This window comes from Hyphomonas beringensis (assembly GCF_000682755.1).
Classification (GTDB): Bacteria; Pseudomonadota; Alphaproteobacteria; order Caulobacterales; family Hyphomonadaceae; genus Hyphomonas; species Hyphomonas beringensis.
The window spans coordinates 1-17,748 of the sequence record NZ_AWFF01000039.1; the positions used below are offsets into that span (position 1 = coordinate 1).

The window sequence follows — 17,748 nt, forward strand, 5'->3', positions numbered from 1 at the left end:
CGATATGCCGGAAATTGTTCGGCATCTTGTCTGTGAAGAAGGGAGCGCCTTGCCGGTGCACACGAGTGGTCTCGATGTAGGATTCCCCAAGTTCCCTCAACTTGGCTGCATCCAGCTCATTCAGAATTTTGGGATAGGGATTCGTATTTGCCGCAGCGTGGCCTCGCAGGGTTTGGGCCATATAGACGATGTCGGGTAGTTCCTTGGTTCCGTCGACCATGCTGTGCGAGGCTAGGATCTGTTCAATCAGCGTAGAGCCTGCGCGAGGTAGCCCCAGAATGAAAATCGGATCAGGGGCTTCGCACCCAAAGTTCTCTAGGCGTGCGAAGGTCTCTTTGGTGCAGAATTTCTTTTGTGCTTCGAACTCTGCGTCTGTTTTGTCCGCCGAGTATCGTGATTGCCGCAAGATCATGGCATTGCCTTGCTGATAGGCATTGAACGCAGCATCGTAAGAAGCCCTGTTCTCCAGCGCCTTCGCGAGGGAGAATAGGACATTCACTTTGGACTCATAGCTGATGTCCGGATTATCGAGGGCAGCGCGCATGCCAGCAATATCCTGATCATCGAATTTATACGTCTTTAAATTTGCCAGGCCGAACCAAGCGAGGCCGTAAAGAGGGTTCACCTCAACAGCCTGTTTGTAAGACTGAACGGCTTCCTCTGTACGCCCGACAGTTTTCAGAGTGAGCGCGCGATTAGAATATGTTTCCGCATCATCCGGTTTACTTTCCAGTACTTGATCGAACAGGGCTATGGCTTGTTCGAACTCACTGAAATGCATGCTCTCAAGAGCATACAGGGTTTGCATAACAGGGTTATCAGGATCCTGTTCGTAGAGTTGTTTTGCCTGAGCGAAAGACTGCTCGTATTTTTGCCTTTTGCGCAACACTTGCACGAGATCGATACGCAATTGCTTCGTCTGCGGTGCGATAGAGATGGCTTTTTCCAGAAAGGCTTCAGCATCATCCAGGACATTTTGTGATGAGGCGATCTCTGCCAGAAGTCGTAGCGCCTCAGGATCATTTGGATGCTGTCGCAAGTAGCCTCGGACAATCCGTTCAGCTTGTTGCATCTGGCCTTCGTGAATTTGCATCGTCACTGCAACCAGCTCCCTTGGCAGACTGCGAAGGCGATTGGCCTGTGCGGCGGCCTCACGAGCGGTGTGCTGGTCTCCAAGCTCGTTGCTCACCTCGGCCAGTTTTTGCCAGCTGGCCACGAGGGCCGGGTTGCAAACTGTGGCAGCTTCAAAAGCTTTCTTGGCGCGCGGGAGTTGCCGCTGTGCCAGCCTGAGATAGCCTTCTTCCTCGTAGGCGCGTCCAAAATCGGGCAGGACATTTTTCAGGCGCTGCAGGTGAGATTCTGCGCGAGGATAATCCTCCAGCTTTCGTGAGCAAACAGTCGCCATATACAGGGCATTGGTGTTGTTGGGATCTCGCTGAATAAGTGTTTCAGCGTGGCCCAAGGCATCTGCAAAATTACCAGCCTTCATGGCGGTGATCAGGGCCTGGATGGGGTCTGGCGCAAAGTTCGACATGGAAAAGGGTTCTTTCCGATCTGGTGGGGCTACCCGCCGGAGTGAAATAGCGGGGCCTTATTATAACAAGACATCTCGGCGCTTCACCGCCGAGGCTCATTCTCTGAAAGTGAGCTTACAGTCATATGCGTAACAGGGCATACCCATTAGGCATAGGCAATCAAGACCAAAGAGCTACACGTTCTTTGGTCTCTGACGTCTCGCATTGTCTCTGCGTTGATCAGCCCTCAAAGGGGTCTTTCATCAGGATGACGTCTTCCCGCTCGGGGGAGGTGGAAACGAGGGCGCAGGGCTTGCCTACGAGTTCTTCCAGGCGGCGGACATATTTGACCGCTTCTGCCGGCAGGTCAGCCCAGGAACGTGCGCCTGCGGTTGAGCCTTGCCAGCCCTGCAGGGTCTCATAGACGGGCTCCACCGCTGCCTGATCGGTGAGGCCGGCGGGGAAGTAGTCGATCTCCTGACCGTTGAGCTTGTAGGCCACGCAGACCTTGATCTCATCAAAGCCATCCAGCACGTCCAGCTTGGTCAGGGCGAGGCCATTGACGCCGGATGTGGCACAGGCCTGGCGTACCATGACGCTGTCAAACCATCCGCAGCGGCGAGCCCGGCCTGTGTTCACGCCAACCTCGCGGCCGACGGTGCCGAGACGCTCGCCAATTTCATTGTCCTGCTCGGTGGGGAAGGGGCCTGATCCGACGCGCGTCGTGTAGGCCTTTGCAAGGCCCAGCACATAAGAGATTGCGCCAGGGCCAACACCCGCACCCGCAGAGGCATTGCCGGCCACCACATTGGAGGAGGTGACGAACGGATACGTGCCATGGTCGACATCGAGCATGACGCCTTGTGCGCCTTCAAACAGGATGCGTTTTCCAGCGCGGACTTGCTCGTCCAGCAGCTTCCAGACCGGCTGGGCATAGGCGAGTATCTTGTCGGCAATCTTCAACAGCTCTGCCTTCAGTGCCTCGCCATCTGGTTCAGGCAGGCCAACCCCCGCGCGCAGCGGCTTGTGGTGGGCGAGCAGGCGCTCGATCTTCAGGTCCAGCGCGGCCGGATCTGCGAGGTCAGCAACGCGAATGGCGCGGCGGCCGACGCGGTCTTCATAGGCCGGGCCAATGCCGCGCTTGGTGGTGCCGATCTGTCCGGCGCCAAGGGCGCCTTCGCGGGCGGCATCAATATCCTTGTGCCAGGGGAGGATCAGCGAAGCATTGTCAGCTAGGACCAGTGTTTCCGGGCTGACTTCGACACCTTGTGACTGAATGCCCTCGATTTCCTGGAGCATGTGCCAGGGGTCCACGACCACGCCATTACCGATGACAGATAGCTTACCGCCACGGACCAGGCCAGATGGCAGCAAGGCCAGCTTGAAGACCTTGCCGTCGATAACCAGCGTGTGGCCGGCATTGTGGCCTCCTTGAAAGCGCACAACAACGTCGGCCCGGCTGGACAGCCAGTCAACGATCTTGCCCTTGCCCTCATCGCCCCATTGGGCCCCGACAACGACTACTCCGGCCATGATTCCTGCTCCTGCAAAGTCCGCGGCGACATGGGCAGGATTTGGCGGCTAAATGCAAGGGGGCGCGTGAAATCCCTTTGCCGCACCCCCAGGCGTCAGACGAGGTCATAATCCTCCAGCTTCACCTCTGCCACGATATCGGCATAGGCGCGTGTGTGGCTGGCCCAGTTCTGGGTGATTTTGCCGGAGCCGGTCTTGTACCAGCTATTGCAGGCGGGATCGGCCCATACGGTCTTGCCTAGCTGTTCCTGCAGATCCTTGTTGAAAGCGTCCTGCACCTCTTGGCGCGGGGCCATGGCGGTGGCACCAGCCTCGTCCAGTTTCTGCAGAGCCTGGATCGTATATTCCACCTGCCGCTCCAGCATGAAGGTGATGGAGTTATGGCCAAGATTGGTATTTGGGCCGTAGAGGATGAACAGGTTCGGATAGTCGGCAACCGTGATGCCAAGATAGGCCTCCGGCCCGTCCTGCCATTTGTCCGTAATGGAGACGCCGTCGCGGCCGATGACGTCAACAGACCAGCGCCAGCCGGTGGTTTCAAATCCGGTAGCAAAGGCGATCACGTCATATTTGTGGATTGTGCCGTCTTTCGTACGGATACCCTCGGGCACAATCGCGTCGATGCCCTGCGTGATCAGATCGACATGCGGCTGGGTCAGCGTGGTGAAATAGTCATCCGAGATAAGGATACGTCTGCACCCGACCGGATAGTCCGGCGTCAGCTTCTTGCGCAGGTCTTCATCTTCCACCTGATTGTGCAAATGGTCGGTTGCCTGTCGGGTAAAAGCCGCGCGGCCCTCAGGGGTCCACTCAAAAGCCTGCCAGAAGAAATAGTCCGAGTTTTCATAGATCAGGCGGCGATTGATCTCGGCAAACTCGATCGCTTTTTCGGGCTGGGTCATCATCATCGCCTTTTCTTCAGGCGAGATGAAGCGGTCATTACGCGGCACGACCCAGTTGGGAGAGCGCTGGAAGACGCCGACATTGGCGCAGACCTTTGCGACTTCAGGGATAATCTGAACGGCGCTGGCGGCAGAGCCGATAATGGCAATGCGCTTGCCTTCCAGATCGACTGAATGGTCCCATTCGGCGGAATGCATGATGGCTCCGCTGAAACTGTCCTTGCCGGGAATATCCGGCCAGAAGGGGCGGTTCAGCTGGCCCAGCGCGCCGATGACTGCATCACCTTCATAGGTGTTCCCCGTCGCGCTGGTGACGGTCCATTTGCGTGTGTCTTCGTTCCATATGGCTTTCTCAGCGCCCTCATTCAGGTGCAGGCTGGGACGCAGCTGGAAGCGGTCGGTGATCTCTTCTGCATAGGCCTGGATTTCCGGCTGCTGAGGATAGATGCGGCTCCAGTTCATCGATTGTGCAAAGGATAGCTGGTACAGCGCGACCGGTACATCACAGGCGCAGCCTGGATAGGTGTTCTGGGCCCAGGTTCCGCCAACGCGGTCACCCTGCTCAAGAATGGTATAGCTGTATCCGGCTTCCTGCAGCTTGATGGCTGCGGTCAGGCCGCCAAGGCCTGCGCCAATGATGACAATATGCTTCTCCGGCATGCGTGTTTCCTCCGATTATATTTTCGGAGAAGAGTGTCATGCCTTCGGCGTTTCACAAGGGGTGCCGCAAGGCGAGCCCTAATTGTCGAATTTGTAGGACAGACGTACGCCGATATTGTCGAGGCCCTGATTGCGGCCATTGCCAAGAATCTGGCCATGGCTGAGATGTTCGTACATCACCTCTGCCCCCCAGATTTCATTGAACTTATAGTGCAGGCCAAACGTGGTGCGGAACAAGTCGCGAGAGCCAAGCAAGACGTGTTCTTCGGTGAAGGCATCACCGCGCGGGTCGCCTTGGGGGAAGGGGCTCGCCAGCTCCCCGTCGTGAACCACATAGCCTACGCTTGGTTCAAACGCCCATTTTTCGGTGAAAGGGAAAGACCAGTGCAGGCCGACGCCGCCAAAGCTGGTGTCGCCTTGTGTATTCAGACTGGCCATTGCGTAGGGCTTGGGGCTCCAGATCACATTCAGAAAGTCAGGAGAAGTGAACAGCACTTCGCCACTGATGTTTTGCCCGGGCTCCTTGTTCGCATTGTCGCAATCCAGAACGCAGATGTTCTCCTGCATCACGCCAAACCGCGCTTCGCTAAAAATATCCGCAGAGGCGGTACCGGCGAGCAGGGCGGCGCTGATAGAGAGGGTGGCGGCGCGAATCATATCTTTCCCCTTTGTAAGGTTTCCCTTCAGAAGGGAGTGAAACATCGCGCCGTCAAGAAAGTTCCATCAGGATTTTCCGCGAACCCAGCGCTTTGTGGCTTCCGCAACACGCTCACCAAACAGCTCTGCGGTCTTCAAATCAGCCGCATCGGGACCGTCTTCTGCAGACAAATCTGTTAGGGACTGGGTTGCGAGACCGTGAAAATGGCCTGCTCGGTTCAAGGCACCATCGAAATCGTGGTTCGAAGCATTGAAGCCGGACTTCATGCCGAAATTGACCCAAACCATTCCATGCTGGCCTGCGAGGGTGGCGAACTGGCTCAGCGTCGAAGACTTGTCTCCGGACAGGGAGCCGGAATTGGTAAAGCCTGCGGCGATTTTGTCTTTCCAGGCATCGGTGAACCAGGCTTTGGAGGTGGCATCAATGAACTGCTTCATCGGCGCAGAGGCAGAGCCCATATAGGTCGGCGCGCCGAAGATGATGGCATCGGCAGCAGCCAGTTCATCCCACGGGCCTTCGTCGGGGGAGGCGAGATCTTCTGCCTTATAGAGGCTGACATCCGCGCCCGTGTCTGCGGCGCCCTTGAGGACGTGGTCTGCGACCTTGGCTGTGTGGCCATAGCCGGAATGATAGACAATTGCGATCTTGGTCATGGGGGACCCCTTTTCATGTTTACAGGGGTCAGATGGGGCGGATTTGTATGGGAATAAATCCGCCCCTTTGACATAGGATCTATGCGTCTTTCGAATGAAAGACGTGCAAGTCCTAGAAGGTCAGCACTTTCGCGTACCGAACCTGGGGCAGGGCATCGAGTTTCTCGATGAAATCTGCCTGCGGCACAGCATCAATGCCGATCAGGGCAATCGCTTCGCCTCCGGCCTCGGTGCGGCCAAGGTGGAAGGTGGCGATGTTGATGCCAGCTTCGCCCAGCATTTGTCCCAGAGCGCCAATAAAGCCCGGCTTGTCGAGATTATTCACATAGAGCACGGTCGGCGCGAAATCGCCTTCCAGCGCCATGCCTTTGACTTCGACAATACGTGGCTGGCCCGCGATGATGGTGCCGGCAAGGGTGCGCCAGCCGCCTTCGGGGGCGTTCTTGGTTGCCTTGGTCTTCACCTTGATACGGATCAGGCTGTCATAGACAGGGCAGTCTTCTGTTTTGGTTTCTGTCAGCTTGACGCCGCTATCGGCCAGGATTGCCGGTGCAGAGACCATGTTCACATCACCGCGTGAAGCGCGCAGCAGTCCGGCCAGAAGGGCCGCCGTCAGGGGCTTGCGGTTCAGGTCAGCGACTTCGCCTTCATACTCGATGACCACTTCATCATAGCCGAAGTCGGAGATCTGGCCGGCAAAGCTGCCCAGCTTTTCCGCCAGCGTTGCGAAGGGCTTGATGCGTGGCGCTTCCTCGGCCGTGATGGATGGCATGTTCAGCGCGTTGGTGACGGCACCGGACAGCAGATAGTCTGCCATCTGTTCAGCCACTTGAAGCGCGACATTTTCCTGTGCCTCGGTCGTGGCGGCGCCAAGGTGAGGCGTCGCGATGAAGTTCTTCGTGCCGAACAGAATGTTTTCCTTGGCAGGTTCCACGGCGAAGACGTCGAAAGCAGCCGCCTTGATGTGCCCGCTTTCCAGCAGGTCCTTCACAGCCTCCTCATCGACCAGTCCGCCACGCGCGCAGTTGACCAGGATGAGACCTTCTTTCGTCTTCTGAAGGTTTTCGCGGCTCAGCACATTCTTGGTCTGCTCCGTCAGCGGAACATGCAGCGTAATAATGTCTGCGCGTTTGAGCAGTTCGTCGAGTTCAACTTTCTCGACGCCAAGCTCCACGGCGCGTTCCTCGGTCAGGAACGGGTCGTATGCCGCTACCTTCATTTTCAGGCCGATGGCGCGCTCTGCGACGCGGCTCCCGATATTGCCGCACCCAATCAGGCCGAGCGTTTTGTAGGAAACTTCCGTTCCCATATAGCCGGATTTCGGCCATTTGCCTTCTTGAGTCTCGGCGTTGGCAGCCGGGATCTGGCGGGCGGCGGCGAACATCAGCGCGATGGCATGTTCTGCCGTTGTGATGGCGTTGCCGAAGGGTGTGTTCATGACCACGACGCCTTTGGCGGTTGCCGCCTTGATGTCGATATTGTCGACACCGATACCGGCGCGGCCAATGACTTTCAAATTCGTTGCGGCGGCCATGACATCTGCATTCGGTTTGCAGGCCGAGCGGACGACGAGGCCATCATATTCCGGAATCTCCGCAATGAGTTCTTCCGTGTTCAGACCGGTTTTGGTGACGGTTTCGATGCCGCGGGCGTGGAAGATTTCCACGGCGGCGGGGGAGAGTTTGTCTCCGATAAGGACTTTGGGCATTTGAGTTTCCTCGGGTGTCACTCCGGATGCCTCAGGCAATCCGGGTTCAAATATGTATTCGGGGGAAAGGTCCCGGACCAATCCGATGGGTTGTCCGGGATGACAGGTGTTACAGTGCGGCCGCTTCTTCCGCGAAGGCCCAGTCGAGCCACGGCGTCAGCTTTGCCACATCGGACGGTTCCACCGTGCCGCCGCACCAGATGCGCAGTCCCGGAGGGGCCTTTGCATATCCGGCAGCGTCAAAGCAGGCATTCTCCGCTTCGAGACGCTTCATCATCGCCTTCACGAAAGCGCGTTGGCCCGCTTCGTCGAGGTCAGCAACACGAGGATCAACGATCTTGAACGTAACGCCCGTATTGGAACGAAGATCCGCATCCGGACAAAGGAAATCGACCCAGTCTGTCTTGGCGACCCATTCGGTCAGAATGCCAAGGCTTTCGTCCGAACGGCTTTTCAGGGCTTTCCAGCCGCCGAGGGATTCGCACCAGTCGAGCGCCTGCAGATAGTCTTCGACACACAGCATGGAGGGCGTGTTGATCGTGGCGCCCTGGAAGAGGTCCTCGTTCAGCTTGCCGCCCTTGGTCATGCGGAAGATTTTCGGCAGCGGCCGGTCCGGCGTGTAGGTTTCCAGGCGTTTCACGGCGTTGGGCGACAGGATCAGCATGCCGTGGGCCGCTTCCCCGCCGAGGATCTTCTGCCAGGAATAGGTCACCACATCGAGCTTTTCCCACTCGATGTCCTGCGCGAAGGCTGCAGAGGTCGCGTCACAGATCACAACCCGGTCAGGGTTTGGCTTGATCCAGTCGGCATTGCGGACGCGTACGCCAGAGGTTGTGCCGTTCCAGGTGAAGATGATGTCGGCATCGTCGCGTGCCTTTTCGAAAGGCGGCAGTTCGCCATACTCGCCGACATAGGTGTTGCAGTCGGTCAGCTTCAGTTGCTTCGTCGCGTCGGTGACCCAGTCCTGGCCAAAGCTTTCCCAGGCAAAGACATCCACCGGCTTCGCGCCGAGCATGGACCACATGCACATTTCAACTGCGCCCGTGTCAGAGGCCGGGACGATGGCAACACGATAGCCTTCCGGCAGACCCAGAATGGTCTTCGTGCGCTCGATCGCTTCCTTCAGCTTTTTCTTCGCATCGGCAGAGCGGTGCGAACGGCCGAGGGCAGCAGTGCTGAGTTTTTCGAGAGAGAATCCGGGACGCTTAGCGGTCGGTCCGGAAGAAAAATGCGGACATGCAGGCAGCACATCCGGCTTGGGGACGGTATTCGTCATCTGTTTTACTCCTATCCTCACAGATAGGCTGGCACCCGTTGGGGGATGCTGGCCCGCCGCGTCTGTCTCACATTTTTGAGGCGTACGCAAATGGCATTTCTGTGACTTCAACAGATGCGGTGCCAGGCGGATTAGCTCCACCTGAATGCGAGGCTGGCTTATCTACTATGGTCTGCGGCAATCCACTTTTCGGCAAATTTGCTCGCTGATGCGAACCCTTCCGTCGGAATGTTAACGTCATAGGCATGTTCGCCTTCACGCGTCCTGAAACCCAACGTGCACTTTTCGGTTTTGAGGAAGTCTGTGATTGCCTTGACCTGGGTTCCCTTGACGGGCTGAAGCGGTTCTTCAGCATCTGGTGGGAAACTCAAATTCCCGCAACTCAATAAATATGGGGCTTCCAGATAGTCTGAGGATGCAATCGTCGTAATTTCTGATTGCGCCTGACGACTACTGATGACGATGCGCAATCCTCGTTTCGCGGGTATCGGCCCAAGGGTGGCCATTTTTTGCCCGCCCCAATTCTTGAGAACGCATTCATTCCGATTCAAATTCGCGTTGGCGCTGACAGTCGCAGAACAATCGACGATCCATTTGCCGGATAGGGCTTTTGTTTCAAGTTCAAAGCCGTGGAAAGTATCGTAGCGGGCGCGGTCAAATACCTGCACCCCATCACCCCACCTCGAAGCAATACCAGCATCGCCGCACGCCACGAGCACTGACAATGCAATCAGGCTAGCTTGAACTCGCATGCAATCAGTTCCTCCAAAAGGAGTGGACGACAGCAGCCAGAAGGCGAAAGGTCAAGACGCGATTGCCAACCACAGGCCCCGGTGGTTCACTGTTGAAATGAGCATGACCATCCAGCCACTGACCGGCACCCTTGGCGCAGAGATCCATGGTGTGGATCTCAAGCAGGATTTGTCTGATGCCGAGTTCGACGCCATCCACCAGGCCTTCCTCGACCACAAGGTGATCGTTTTGCGCGGCCAGCAGGGTCTGACGCCAGACCAGCAGAAAGATTTCGCCCGGCGGTTCGGGACGCTGAACATCCATCCCTATGTGAAGGGCATGGACGGGCATCCGGAACTCCTTGAGATCATCAAGGAGCCGGATGAAAAGACCAATTTCGGCGGCGGCTGGCATTCCGACATGAGCTTCCTGGAAGAACCGGCCCTCGGCTCCATCCTGCACGCCATCGACGTACCGCCCTATGGGGGAGACACGCTTTTTGCGGACCAGCAGGCAGCCTATGACCGCCTGTCGCCGGGCCTCAAGAAAACGCTGGAAGGCATGACCGCCGTGCATACGGCCAGCAAGGAATATGGCGCTGACGGCTATTCCGCTGCCGTGCGCCAGTCGATGGATGCCAAATCTGCGCCCGATGCACCGGAATACGAGCACCCGGTCATCCGCACCCATCCGGAAACGGGCCGAAAGGGGCTGTTCATCAACCCGGCCTTCACGCTGCGCTTTGCCGGGTGGAGCCGCAAGGAAAGCCGCCCGCTGCTTGCCTATCTGTTTGATGTTTCAAAGGAAGAGCGCAACACCTGCCGCGTCCGCTGGCAGGCCGGCGACGTGACGATGTGGGACAATCGCTGTGTCTGGCACTATGCGCTGAATGACTATCATGGCCACCGCCGCCACATGCGACGCGCTACGATCAATGGGGACAAGCCCCGCTAGAAAGCGGCTCTTAGTCCGTTATAGGGCTCGCGCCCCAGGCGATCAGGGCCTGGCCGCCGAAATAGAGAAACCAGAGGGCAATGGAGGGTAGGGGGCGTCTAGTAGCGCCTTCAGGCTGCTTGAAAAGTTCGATCGACAGGATGACATCCGACGCGATGAACATCATGGCGCCTATCATGATCGGCAGGAAGATAGGATCCAGCCTCAGTGCGGCTGCGCCCATCATCAGGATGACACCGCCATACAGAAAGACCGGCAAGCGCATCTTGGGCGGCAGCCAGGGGGCGAGCCAGCGAATGAACAGCACGCCGCACAGTATGAGGCCGGATTGCGCCGCCAGGATCAGCCAGCTCTGGTCTGCTTGTGGCAGGGCCCAGAAGAGGGCGATATAGGCAACATGCGCCGCAAAGAACGCGCCCATGCCCGGCAGAAGAAATTTGTCGCCTTCGTCTGCTTCCAGGAAGAAATCGCCGAGCGAGCTGAGGCCCAGACCCGCCACGACCAGCAACGGCCCGCCGACCATATAGGCCCACAAGGCCAACAGGGCGGTGGAGGCCGTCTTGATGATCAGTTTGAGCAGGCTGTGACTGCGCCAGCTGAAGACGGCGCCATACAACGTGCCCAGCGCAAGGGAACTCAGCAGGACATAGGCAGCAGTAGGCACGCCGCTCAGTCGCCCTGTTTTACAGGTTCGGGCAGCCGCAACAGGCGCCGTGCCATGCCGCGATGGATATCCTTCACATGCATGCCGACAATGCCAAGCGCGGTCGCAAGCACGGTCGCGTCATCGGTAAATCCGAGACCGGCGATGAAGTCCGGCATCAGGTCCACAGGCATAACGAAGTAAGCTGCCGCTGCGAAAAGCACGCCCTTTGCCTTTAGCGGCGTATCCGGGTCGCGCGCGGCGAAATAGGCCGCAGCCAGATCATCGGCAAAAGGGATTTTTCCCGCAACTTTCAGAAGCTTCGGGACCAGCCCTTGGGCTGTACGTTCGTTTCGCTCAATGGACTGCGGCGTGAAACGTCCGTCAGCACCCTTGATTGTGTTGATAATTTCCGCTGCGTCAGACATTGCGTCCTCCTCCCAGCACTATAGACCAAGTGCGTATCAACGAAAACTAGGGAGGGCAGCGGCCCATGGAACTCAATTCGAATATCTCCGCCGTTATCACGGGCGGCGCTTCAGGTCTCGGTGCCGCGACGGCAACAAAACTGGCCAAGGAATATGGCGTTAAGGTCGCTCTGTTTGACCTGAACGAGGAGAAGGGCGAAGCGCTCGCCAAGGAACTCGGCGGTGTTTTCTGCAAGGTCAATGTCACCGATGACGCCTCTGTTGACGCTGGCTTTGAAAAGGCCCGTGCGGCCATTGGCCAGGAGCGTATCCTCGTCAACTGCGCTGGCACCGGCAACGCGGTCAAGACCGCCAGTCGCGACAAGCAAACCGGTGAAATCAAACATTTCCCGCTCGACAAGTTTGACATGATTATCCAGATCAATCTGGTCGGAACTTTCCGCTGCATCGCGAAATCTGCGGCTGGCATGATGACGCTGGACCCGATTGAAGGTGAGCGTGGCGCCATCGTGAGCACGGCGTCCGTCGCTGCTGAAGATGGCCAGATGGGCCAGGCGGCTTATTCCGCCTCCAAGGGCGGCGTTGTCGGCATGACCTTGCCGATCGCCCGTGATCTGTCGCGTGAGCTGATCCGCGTCAACACGATCCTGCCGGGTATCTTCAACACGCCACTGATGCAGGGCGCTCCGGACAATGTGAAACAGGCCCTGGCTGCCTCCGTTCCGAACCCGGCCCGTCTTGGCAATCCGGAAGAGTACGCGTCACTTGCAACAGAGATGATCCGCAACGGCTACTTCAATGGTGAAGACGTCCGCCTCGATGGCGCAATCCGGATGGCCCCGCGCTGATCTGACTACCATTTCATGAATATGGAAAAGCCCGCTCATCCGAGCGGGCTTTTTTAATCCAGGTTATGTGTACGGATTGCATCTGACGGGAACCCCAACAGCTCATAAGGCGTAGCTTCTGGGCATAAAAGGAGTTCACCCATGGAAAAGCGCGAAAGCAGATTGATCGATCACATTCACATCCGTGTGTCGGATCTTGAGGCCAGTCAGCGCTTTTACCAGGCCGTACTCGATACACTCGGCATCGAATATATCTCGGATGAAACCCATTTTTCCGCCGCTGAGCTCTGGATCGACCAGGGTGAAAGCCAGTCAAATGTCCACATCGCCTTCAAGGCCAATGGGCGTGACATGGTTGACCGCTGGTATGAGGCGGGACTGGAGGCTGGCGGCTATGACAATGGCTTGCCGGGCTTGAGGAACCATCACCCGGGCTATTATGCGGCCTTCCTGCTTGATCCGGACGGGAACAATATTGAGGCCGTATTCCATGGCGATGCCGACTAGGGCATTTGCCAGATAAAAGAAAGGCCCGCCCCAGGGGAGGGCAGGCCTTTAAATGGGGGTGGGATACGAGAATGATAGGGAACCCAGCCCCCGGTCGTCCCCTTTACTGTCCCTTGCGTTGTTTAACGCCTTCCTCGTCAGCAATTGCGCGATCTTCCTCATTGAAGATGATTTCTGATTCCTCGCCCTTGCCGTAAGCACGGGACTTCTTGGCTAGCGCGGACATGCTGTCCTGCATGGAGCCCTGGCCGACGGCCATCCGTTTTGAAGCAGAGACGCCGACAGCTTCGGCATCGTCAAAGCGGGCAAATTCCGCCCCGAGGAAGACAACTTCCCAGCCCTTTGCTTCGGCGCGTTCCAGCGCGGCCCTCGCGCCCTCCTTGGTCAGTTCGCGGGAAGAGTTTTCAAGCCCATCCGTCATGATGACGATCACGGCCTTTTTCGGCTTGTCGGCTTCAGCGAGGGAGACCATACGGCCAATGGCGTCGAACAGCGGAGTCATGCCCCGTGGATTGGCCTCGTCATTGCTGACATTGTTCCAGTCTTCGGCTTTTACCTGTTTGCGCAGCACGTCGAATTGCATGCCGTCCTGATAATCAAAGATGGCGAGCGTCACGTCCGTTTCGATATCGCTGCCTTCCGTCTCTCCTTCATCGGCCTCGCCGACGCTGGCGGCATAAGCGTTGACGGAGTTGAGCGCCTCGTCCCAGATATTGCTCATGGAGCCTGTACGGTCGAGCAGAATATAGGAATGTACCGCTCCCGGATCTTTATCAGGTTCCGGTGCTGGAATTTTTGCGGCGGCCGGCCCGATCATGGCGATCGATGCGGCGCCTGCGGCGAGTGTTGCGATGAGAGATTTCATGGGTGCGTCCCTTCCCGGTAGTATCTTGCATCTGTCAGGCCCCAGCCCTTATGCAGATTAATTTCCCCCGGGATTGGGGCGCACATGTGGCATTAAGAAGTTGTTAGGATGGTAATTGCGAATTCGAGACCATCCGTACCCGGCAAAACTGAACGACTGTTCATTTTAACGCAATCAGCCCGGAAGACGACGTGTCTTCCGGGCTGATGTGTTGGTCTTGTACGGGCGTTTAAAGGCCGCTTCCCTTAGGCAAATTGCGGAGCGATCTTCAGGTTGCGGACCCAGCCAATCTTTTCCATGGCCAGCAGGATCGTGCCATTATAATCGACGATCCGGTTCCAGATGCCGCGGCGCGGACGATGCAGGGCGCTGATCGGCTGATCATGATGGTGATCATGAAAGGCTTCGCCGCCGGTCAGCAGGCCGATCAGATGGTCTGCCCAGAGAGGCGTTTTCAGATGGCCCAGAACATTGATGCCATAGACCGTGGCGTGGAACTGGATGGCGCGGCCGATCACGACGCTGGCATGGATCAGCGCGGTCAGCAGAAGTGAGCCGCCTGCCAGCCATACGATCAGATAGATCACAGCCGGGATGACCAGATGCACAACCAGGCTGATCTCGTTATAGAAGCGGTCCATCCAGACAATGACCGGCTGGTTCTTCAGCCACATGGCCAGCGGACGGTCCATATCCTTCTTGTCCCGGAACAGAATCCAGCCAACCCAGGCCCAGCGCTTGGACTCAAACGGGTTGTGCGGGTCACCGGGCTTGTCAGAGAAGCGATGGTGCTGGGAGTGGTAATTGACCCAATCCTTCACATTGCCCTGCATGGCGATGACAAGATTGATCATGGTCAGCACCTGGCCCGGCACGGCCAGTTCGCCAGCGCGGTGCTGCAGAATGCGGTGCAGCGGACCAATTCCGGCATTGCAGACAAAGATGGAGGCCGCAATCGTGGCAATCGCGACAGGCACATACCACCAATGGAAAGTCAGCGAGGACAAGAGAGCGCCCAGCAGCACCATGGTGATGAACAGGGCTATGCCCAGAGCCGGATAGCCAATAGCCGAGAAGAAGCTTGGAAAATTGAATGTTTTCCACGTCTTCGGAATGGCAAGCGAGCGAGGCAGAGTCATTCAGGTGTCTCCTCAATGTCCGCGCCCCCGCGCGGATCTTGTTTTCATAAATTTCCGCTGAGCGGACGCTTAATATGTAAGGCCGCAGGCGGGGCTCCGTAAAGGATGCAAATGCGTCTCTGACGCAGTTGTGAGGACAAGTGTGGCGTGGGGGTGACGAGTGGGGTACAAAACGTGTACAAGGCTGTGAATAGTTAAGGCCAACCGGGCGGGAGGGGCTGAATGGCGGATGACCGTCGCCTGTACGATTTGCAACGGCTCCACACTCTGGGGCTTGATATCGAGTCCAGCCAGGACGAGGCCGAGCTGAAAAGCCCCTGCCTGCTGACAGAGGATTGCCGTGAGTCCGGCGAAAACAGCCTCACACTCAATCTTGAAACCGAGACATTTCACTGCGCCAATTGCCACCAGTCTGGCAGTTTGCGGGACCTGGTCCGGGCCCTGGAGGGCGGCGCTCTTGTGCCGGTCAGTTCCGCCGAGCCAAAACCGCTGGAAGTCACCCGTATCGTCGATGCCGATTATACACCAGTTAAGGCGAAGCCTGTTCAGGCGGTCGCGAAGAAGGCTGAGCCCAAAGTGCTGCAGTTGAAGGATGCCCAGCGCATTCGCACACCTGAAGAGATCAGGATGGAGCATAAGCGTGCGAAAGAGGCCGCGCGGGAAGGACGCCATACGGGGGAGAAGATCATCATCACGCTGCTGGCGCTCGTCTTTCTTGGCGCTGGCCTGTCGGCGGCGGGGCTCAGTGGCTTTGCCAATTACCAGGCCTTTTCAAGCTCCGTTGCTGATCCTTTACAGGCGGGAGTCTGGGGCTGGACGGGCGTGATTGCGGCGGTCGTGTCCTTTGGTGGCTTTACCTTCTTCTACTGGCATACGGCCAACAGGCGCATGAAAGAGGGCGTGCGCGCGCTTCTCTTCGCGTTGGCGGGGGCAGGCACATCCATCGTCGGCACGCAGATGTATATCGCCGCCAACAACAAGGCTGCAGAGCTGGAGCAGGTGCAGGCCAGTTCCAATCGCGAAATCCTGGAAAGTCAGATTGCCGACTGGCGCCGCCAGCTTGAAGGCATTCCGGCTGGCACGCGCACTGTGGACGGGCTTGAAAGCTATCTCTCAGAGGTTGAGAGGGTCGGGCGTACACATCAAAAGCCATATCGTGACGCGCAAAACGAATTGGGGCTGGCAAAACGTCGGGATGAGTTGCAGGCCAAGATCGAGACAGCCAATGCAGAACTGCTTGGCGCAGGACAGGGCAAGATTCTCGTTCAGGCACAGACGCGCACATCCATTCCCAGCTGGTTCTTTGCTGGCATGCTGGAGCTTTTTTCCAGCCAAGGCACATCCATCGGCTTGGTCGCGCTTTTGATCCTTTATGGTCGGCGCACGGTTAACGCACCGGTCGAGGGCGTTAACGCTTGAAAACCTTCAAAAAATGAACCTTTCGGTGCCCGGTGCATAGAATCTGTGAAGCAACGCTCTGGTGCTTCTCCATCCAACTTACAAGCCGGTACAGAATGTACCGGCTTTTTCTTTGATGCGTAGCAATCATTACGGAATCATGGCGTGCTTCTTGCGAGGTGGCATCTGAGCTGCACTATTCATGGCATTAAGTGCGGGGGCTTTGCCAGTCGGGCCGGGAGGACAGGAACATGATCCTGAGAAAAGAGACAGCATGCCAGTCTGTAAGCAGACACGGTAAACGGGATGGATGCCCGGCATGAATTTGTTCTTTCGTTTCCTGCGCGTTTTCCTGCCAGCCTTCTTCTCCAGCCAGCGCACCAATCTGCTGGATGTGCACATCGTCAAATCCGCTGTCTGGCTGGGCGATCAGGACCCGATGGGTCATATGACGAACTCCCGTTATTCCTCTTTCACAGACCTCGGCATCATGAATTTCATGGGGCGGACAGGCGCACTAAAAGCCTTCCGTAAGCGCGGCTGGATACCGGTGATTCAGCATGAATCCCTTACCTTCTATCGCATGATGAAGTTCCCGCAGAAGTTTGAAGTGCGTACGCAGATGGTCGGATGGGAAGATTGCTATATCTGCTTCCGGCACGAGTTTTACAGCAAGGGCAAGTTGATCGCAGATAGTCGCATGGTTGCGCGTCTCACAGGCCGCCGGAAAACCAAGGTGACGGCAGAGATGGCACTGGAGGCGCTGGGGCTTTCTGTTGAGAGCCCTCAACTGGGTCAGCGATATCTGGATGCGATTGCAGATCTGCAGGCAAAGGCCGCTGGGCGCGCAGCTGAGAAAGCCTAAGGCTTCAGATCAAAGGCGCTCGGCAGCAGCTCTGCCAATGTCCAGCTTTCCAGGCCGCTGCCATCTGCTGCGAGGCTGAGCACCTGGCTGTCCGGCCCACCAAGTTCCGCAATCTTCTGGCGACAACCGCCGCATGGGGTGAGCCCGCCCTCACCGCCTATGACGAGGACGACGGAACAGCGTTTGCCCCCGGCTGTGATCATGGCGCCTAGCGCAGACGGCTCGGCGCAGGTGCCCATCGGGTAGGAGGCGTTCTCGACATTGCAGCCTGAAAAGATACGTCCCTGCTCGTCCAGCACAGCGGCCCCGACCTTGAAGCTGGAATAGGGCGCATGGGCGTTTTCCCGAGCAGCCATGGCGGCCTTTGTCAGTCGGTCCATTAGGGCATCATCGATCTGGGGCAAAAGCGATATCCTCTGGTCAAGCACCTGCTTAAACATTAGGCAGGATAGCCTTGTGTATAGT

18 protein-coding genes are annotated in these 17,748 nt (G+C 57.5%); 5 read left to right on the forward strand and 13 right to left on the reverse strand.

The features are described 5' to 3' along the window. The 8 genes from HY29_RS09615 to HY29_RS09650 all read right to left on the reverse strand — a co-directional run. Positions 1-1,534 (reverse strand): tetratricopeptide repeat-containing sulfotransferase family protein (locus tag HY29_RS09615; protein ID WP_034796297.1); only part of this gene is annotated, 1,534 nt, incomplete at its 3' end. A 220-nt stretch (positions 1,535-1,754) separates the two neighbouring features. Beyond that, on the reverse strand, positions 1,755-3,047 hold the full coding sequence (locus tag HY29_RS09620) for an adenylosuccinate synthase (RefSeq protein ID WP_034796300.1): 1,293 nt from the start codon (positions 3,045-3,047) through the stop codon (positions 1,755-1,757). Between the two features lie 95 nt (positions 3,048-3,142). After that, positions 3,143-4,609 (reverse strand): flavin-containing monooxygenase, encoded by a 1,467-nt coding sequence (locus HY29_RS09625; RefSeq protein WP_034796302.1) that lies wholly within the window; start codon positions 4,607-4,609, stop codon positions 3,143-3,145. Between the two features lie 78 nt (positions 4,610-4,687). Next, positions 4,688-5,266, reverse strand: a complete 579-nt coding sequence (locus tag HY29_RS09630; protein ID WP_034796374.1) for an acyloxyacyl hydrolase — start codon at positions 5,264-5,266, stop codon at positions 4,688-4,690. 66 nt (positions 5,267-5,332) lie between these two features. After that, positions 5,333-5,920, reverse strand: a complete 588-nt coding sequence (locus HY29_RS09635; protein WP_034796304.1) for a flavodoxin family protein — start codon at positions 5,918-5,920, stop codon at positions 5,333-5,335. A gap of 112 nt (positions 5,921-6,032) precedes the next feature. Then, positions 6,033-7,628: a phosphoglycerate dehydrogenase gene (serA, locus tag HY29_RS09640; protein ID WP_034796306.1), complete on the reverse strand. Its 1,596-nt coding sequence runs from the start codon at positions 7,626-7,628 to the stop codon at positions 6,033-6,035. A gap of 109 nt (positions 7,629-7,737) precedes the next feature. Next, positions 7,738-8,904, reverse strand: a complete 1,167-nt coding sequence (locus HY29_RS09645; protein ID WP_051601383.1) for a phosphoserine transaminase — start codon at positions 8,902-8,904, stop codon at positions 7,738-7,740. Positions 8,905-9,062: 158 nt separating this feature from the next. Further along, positions 9,063-9,656 (reverse strand): hypothetical protein, encoded by a 594-nt coding sequence (locus tag HY29_RS09650; protein ID WP_034796308.1) that lies wholly within the window; start codon positions 9,654-9,656, stop codon positions 9,063-9,065. A 103-nt stretch (positions 9,657-9,759) separates the two neighbouring features. Between HY29_RS09650 and HY29_RS09655 the strand changes: the two genes are divergently transcribed. Next, complete coding sequence (locus HY29_RS09655) at positions 9,760-10,590, forward strand: TauD/TfdA dioxygenase family protein (RefSeq protein WP_241765179.1); 831 nt, start codon at positions 9,760-9,762, stop codon at positions 10,588-10,590. Positions 10,591-10,600: 10 nt separating this feature from the next. On the opposite strand, the gene HY29_RS09660 is transcribed toward HY29_RS09655, so the two are convergent. Together HY29_RS09660 and HY29_RS09665 are read right to left on the reverse strand one after the other, a co-directional pair. Further along, on the reverse strand, positions 10,601-11,254 hold the full coding sequence (locus HY29_RS09660) for a lysoplasmalogenase (protein ID WP_051601384.1): 654 nt from the start codon (positions 11,252-11,254) through the stop codon (positions 10,601-10,603). A 5-nt stretch (positions 11,255-11,259) separates the two neighbouring features. Continuing rightward, positions 11,260-11,661 carry a YkvA family protein gene (locus HY29_RS09665; protein WP_034796310.1) on the reverse strand — a complete coding sequence of 134 codons (402 nt, stop codon included), beginning with the start codon at positions 11,659-11,661 and terminating at the stop codon, positions 11,260-11,262. Positions 11,662-11,726: 65 nt separating this feature from the next. Between HY29_RS09665 and HY29_RS09670 the strand changes: the two genes are divergently transcribed. Together HY29_RS09670 and HY29_RS09675 are read left to right on the forward strand one after the other, a co-directional pair. Then, positions 11,727-12,509 carry an SDR family NAD(P)-dependent oxidoreductase gene (locus HY29_RS09670; RefSeq protein WP_034796312.1) on the forward strand — a complete coding sequence of 261 codons (783 nt, stop codon included), beginning with the start codon at positions 11,727-11,729 and terminating at the stop codon, positions 12,507-12,509. A gap of 141 nt (positions 12,510-12,650) precedes the next feature. Beyond that, on the forward strand, positions 12,651-13,016 hold the full coding sequence (locus HY29_RS09675; protein WP_034796314.1) for a VOC family protein: 366 nt from the start codon (positions 12,651-12,653) through the stop codon (positions 13,014-13,016). A gap of 103 nt (positions 13,017-13,119) precedes the next feature. Here HY29_RS09675 and HY29_RS09680 read toward each other — a convergent pair whose 3' ends face one another. Further along, entirely contained in the window at positions 13,120-13,881 is a 762-nt protein-coding gene (locus HY29_RS09680; RefSeq protein WP_034796316.1) for a vWA domain-containing protein, read from the reverse strand. Positions 13,882-14,126: 245 nt separating this feature from the next. Further along, positions 14,127-15,020, reverse strand: coding sequence for a stearoyl-CoA 9-desaturase (locus tag HY29_RS09685; protein WP_034796318.1), 894 nt, complete (start codon positions 15,018-15,020; stop codon positions 14,127-14,129). Positions 15,021-15,242: 222 nt separating this feature from the next. Between HY29_RS09685 and HY29_RS09690 the strand changes: the two genes are divergently transcribed. Then, complete coding sequence (locus HY29_RS09690; RefSeq protein WP_034796321.1) at positions 15,243-16,439, forward strand: hypothetical protein; 1,197 nt, start codon at positions 15,243-15,245, stop codon at positions 16,437-16,439. A gap of 298 nt (positions 16,440-16,737) precedes the next feature. Next, complete coding sequence (locus HY29_RS18470) at positions 16,738-17,283, forward strand: thioesterase family protein (RefSeq protein WP_162176708.1); 546 nt, start codon at positions 16,738-16,740, stop codon at positions 17,281-17,283. Here HY29_RS18470 and cdd read toward each other — a convergent pair. After that, positions 17,280-17,723, reverse strand: a complete 444-nt coding sequence (cdd, locus tag HY29_RS09700; protein ID WP_162176709.1) for a cytidine deaminase — start codon at positions 17,721-17,723, stop codon at positions 17,280-17,282. The two genes, HY29_RS18470 and cdd, sit on opposite strands and share 4 nt — an antisense overlap. Positions 17,724-17,748: the final 25 nt, after the last annotated feature.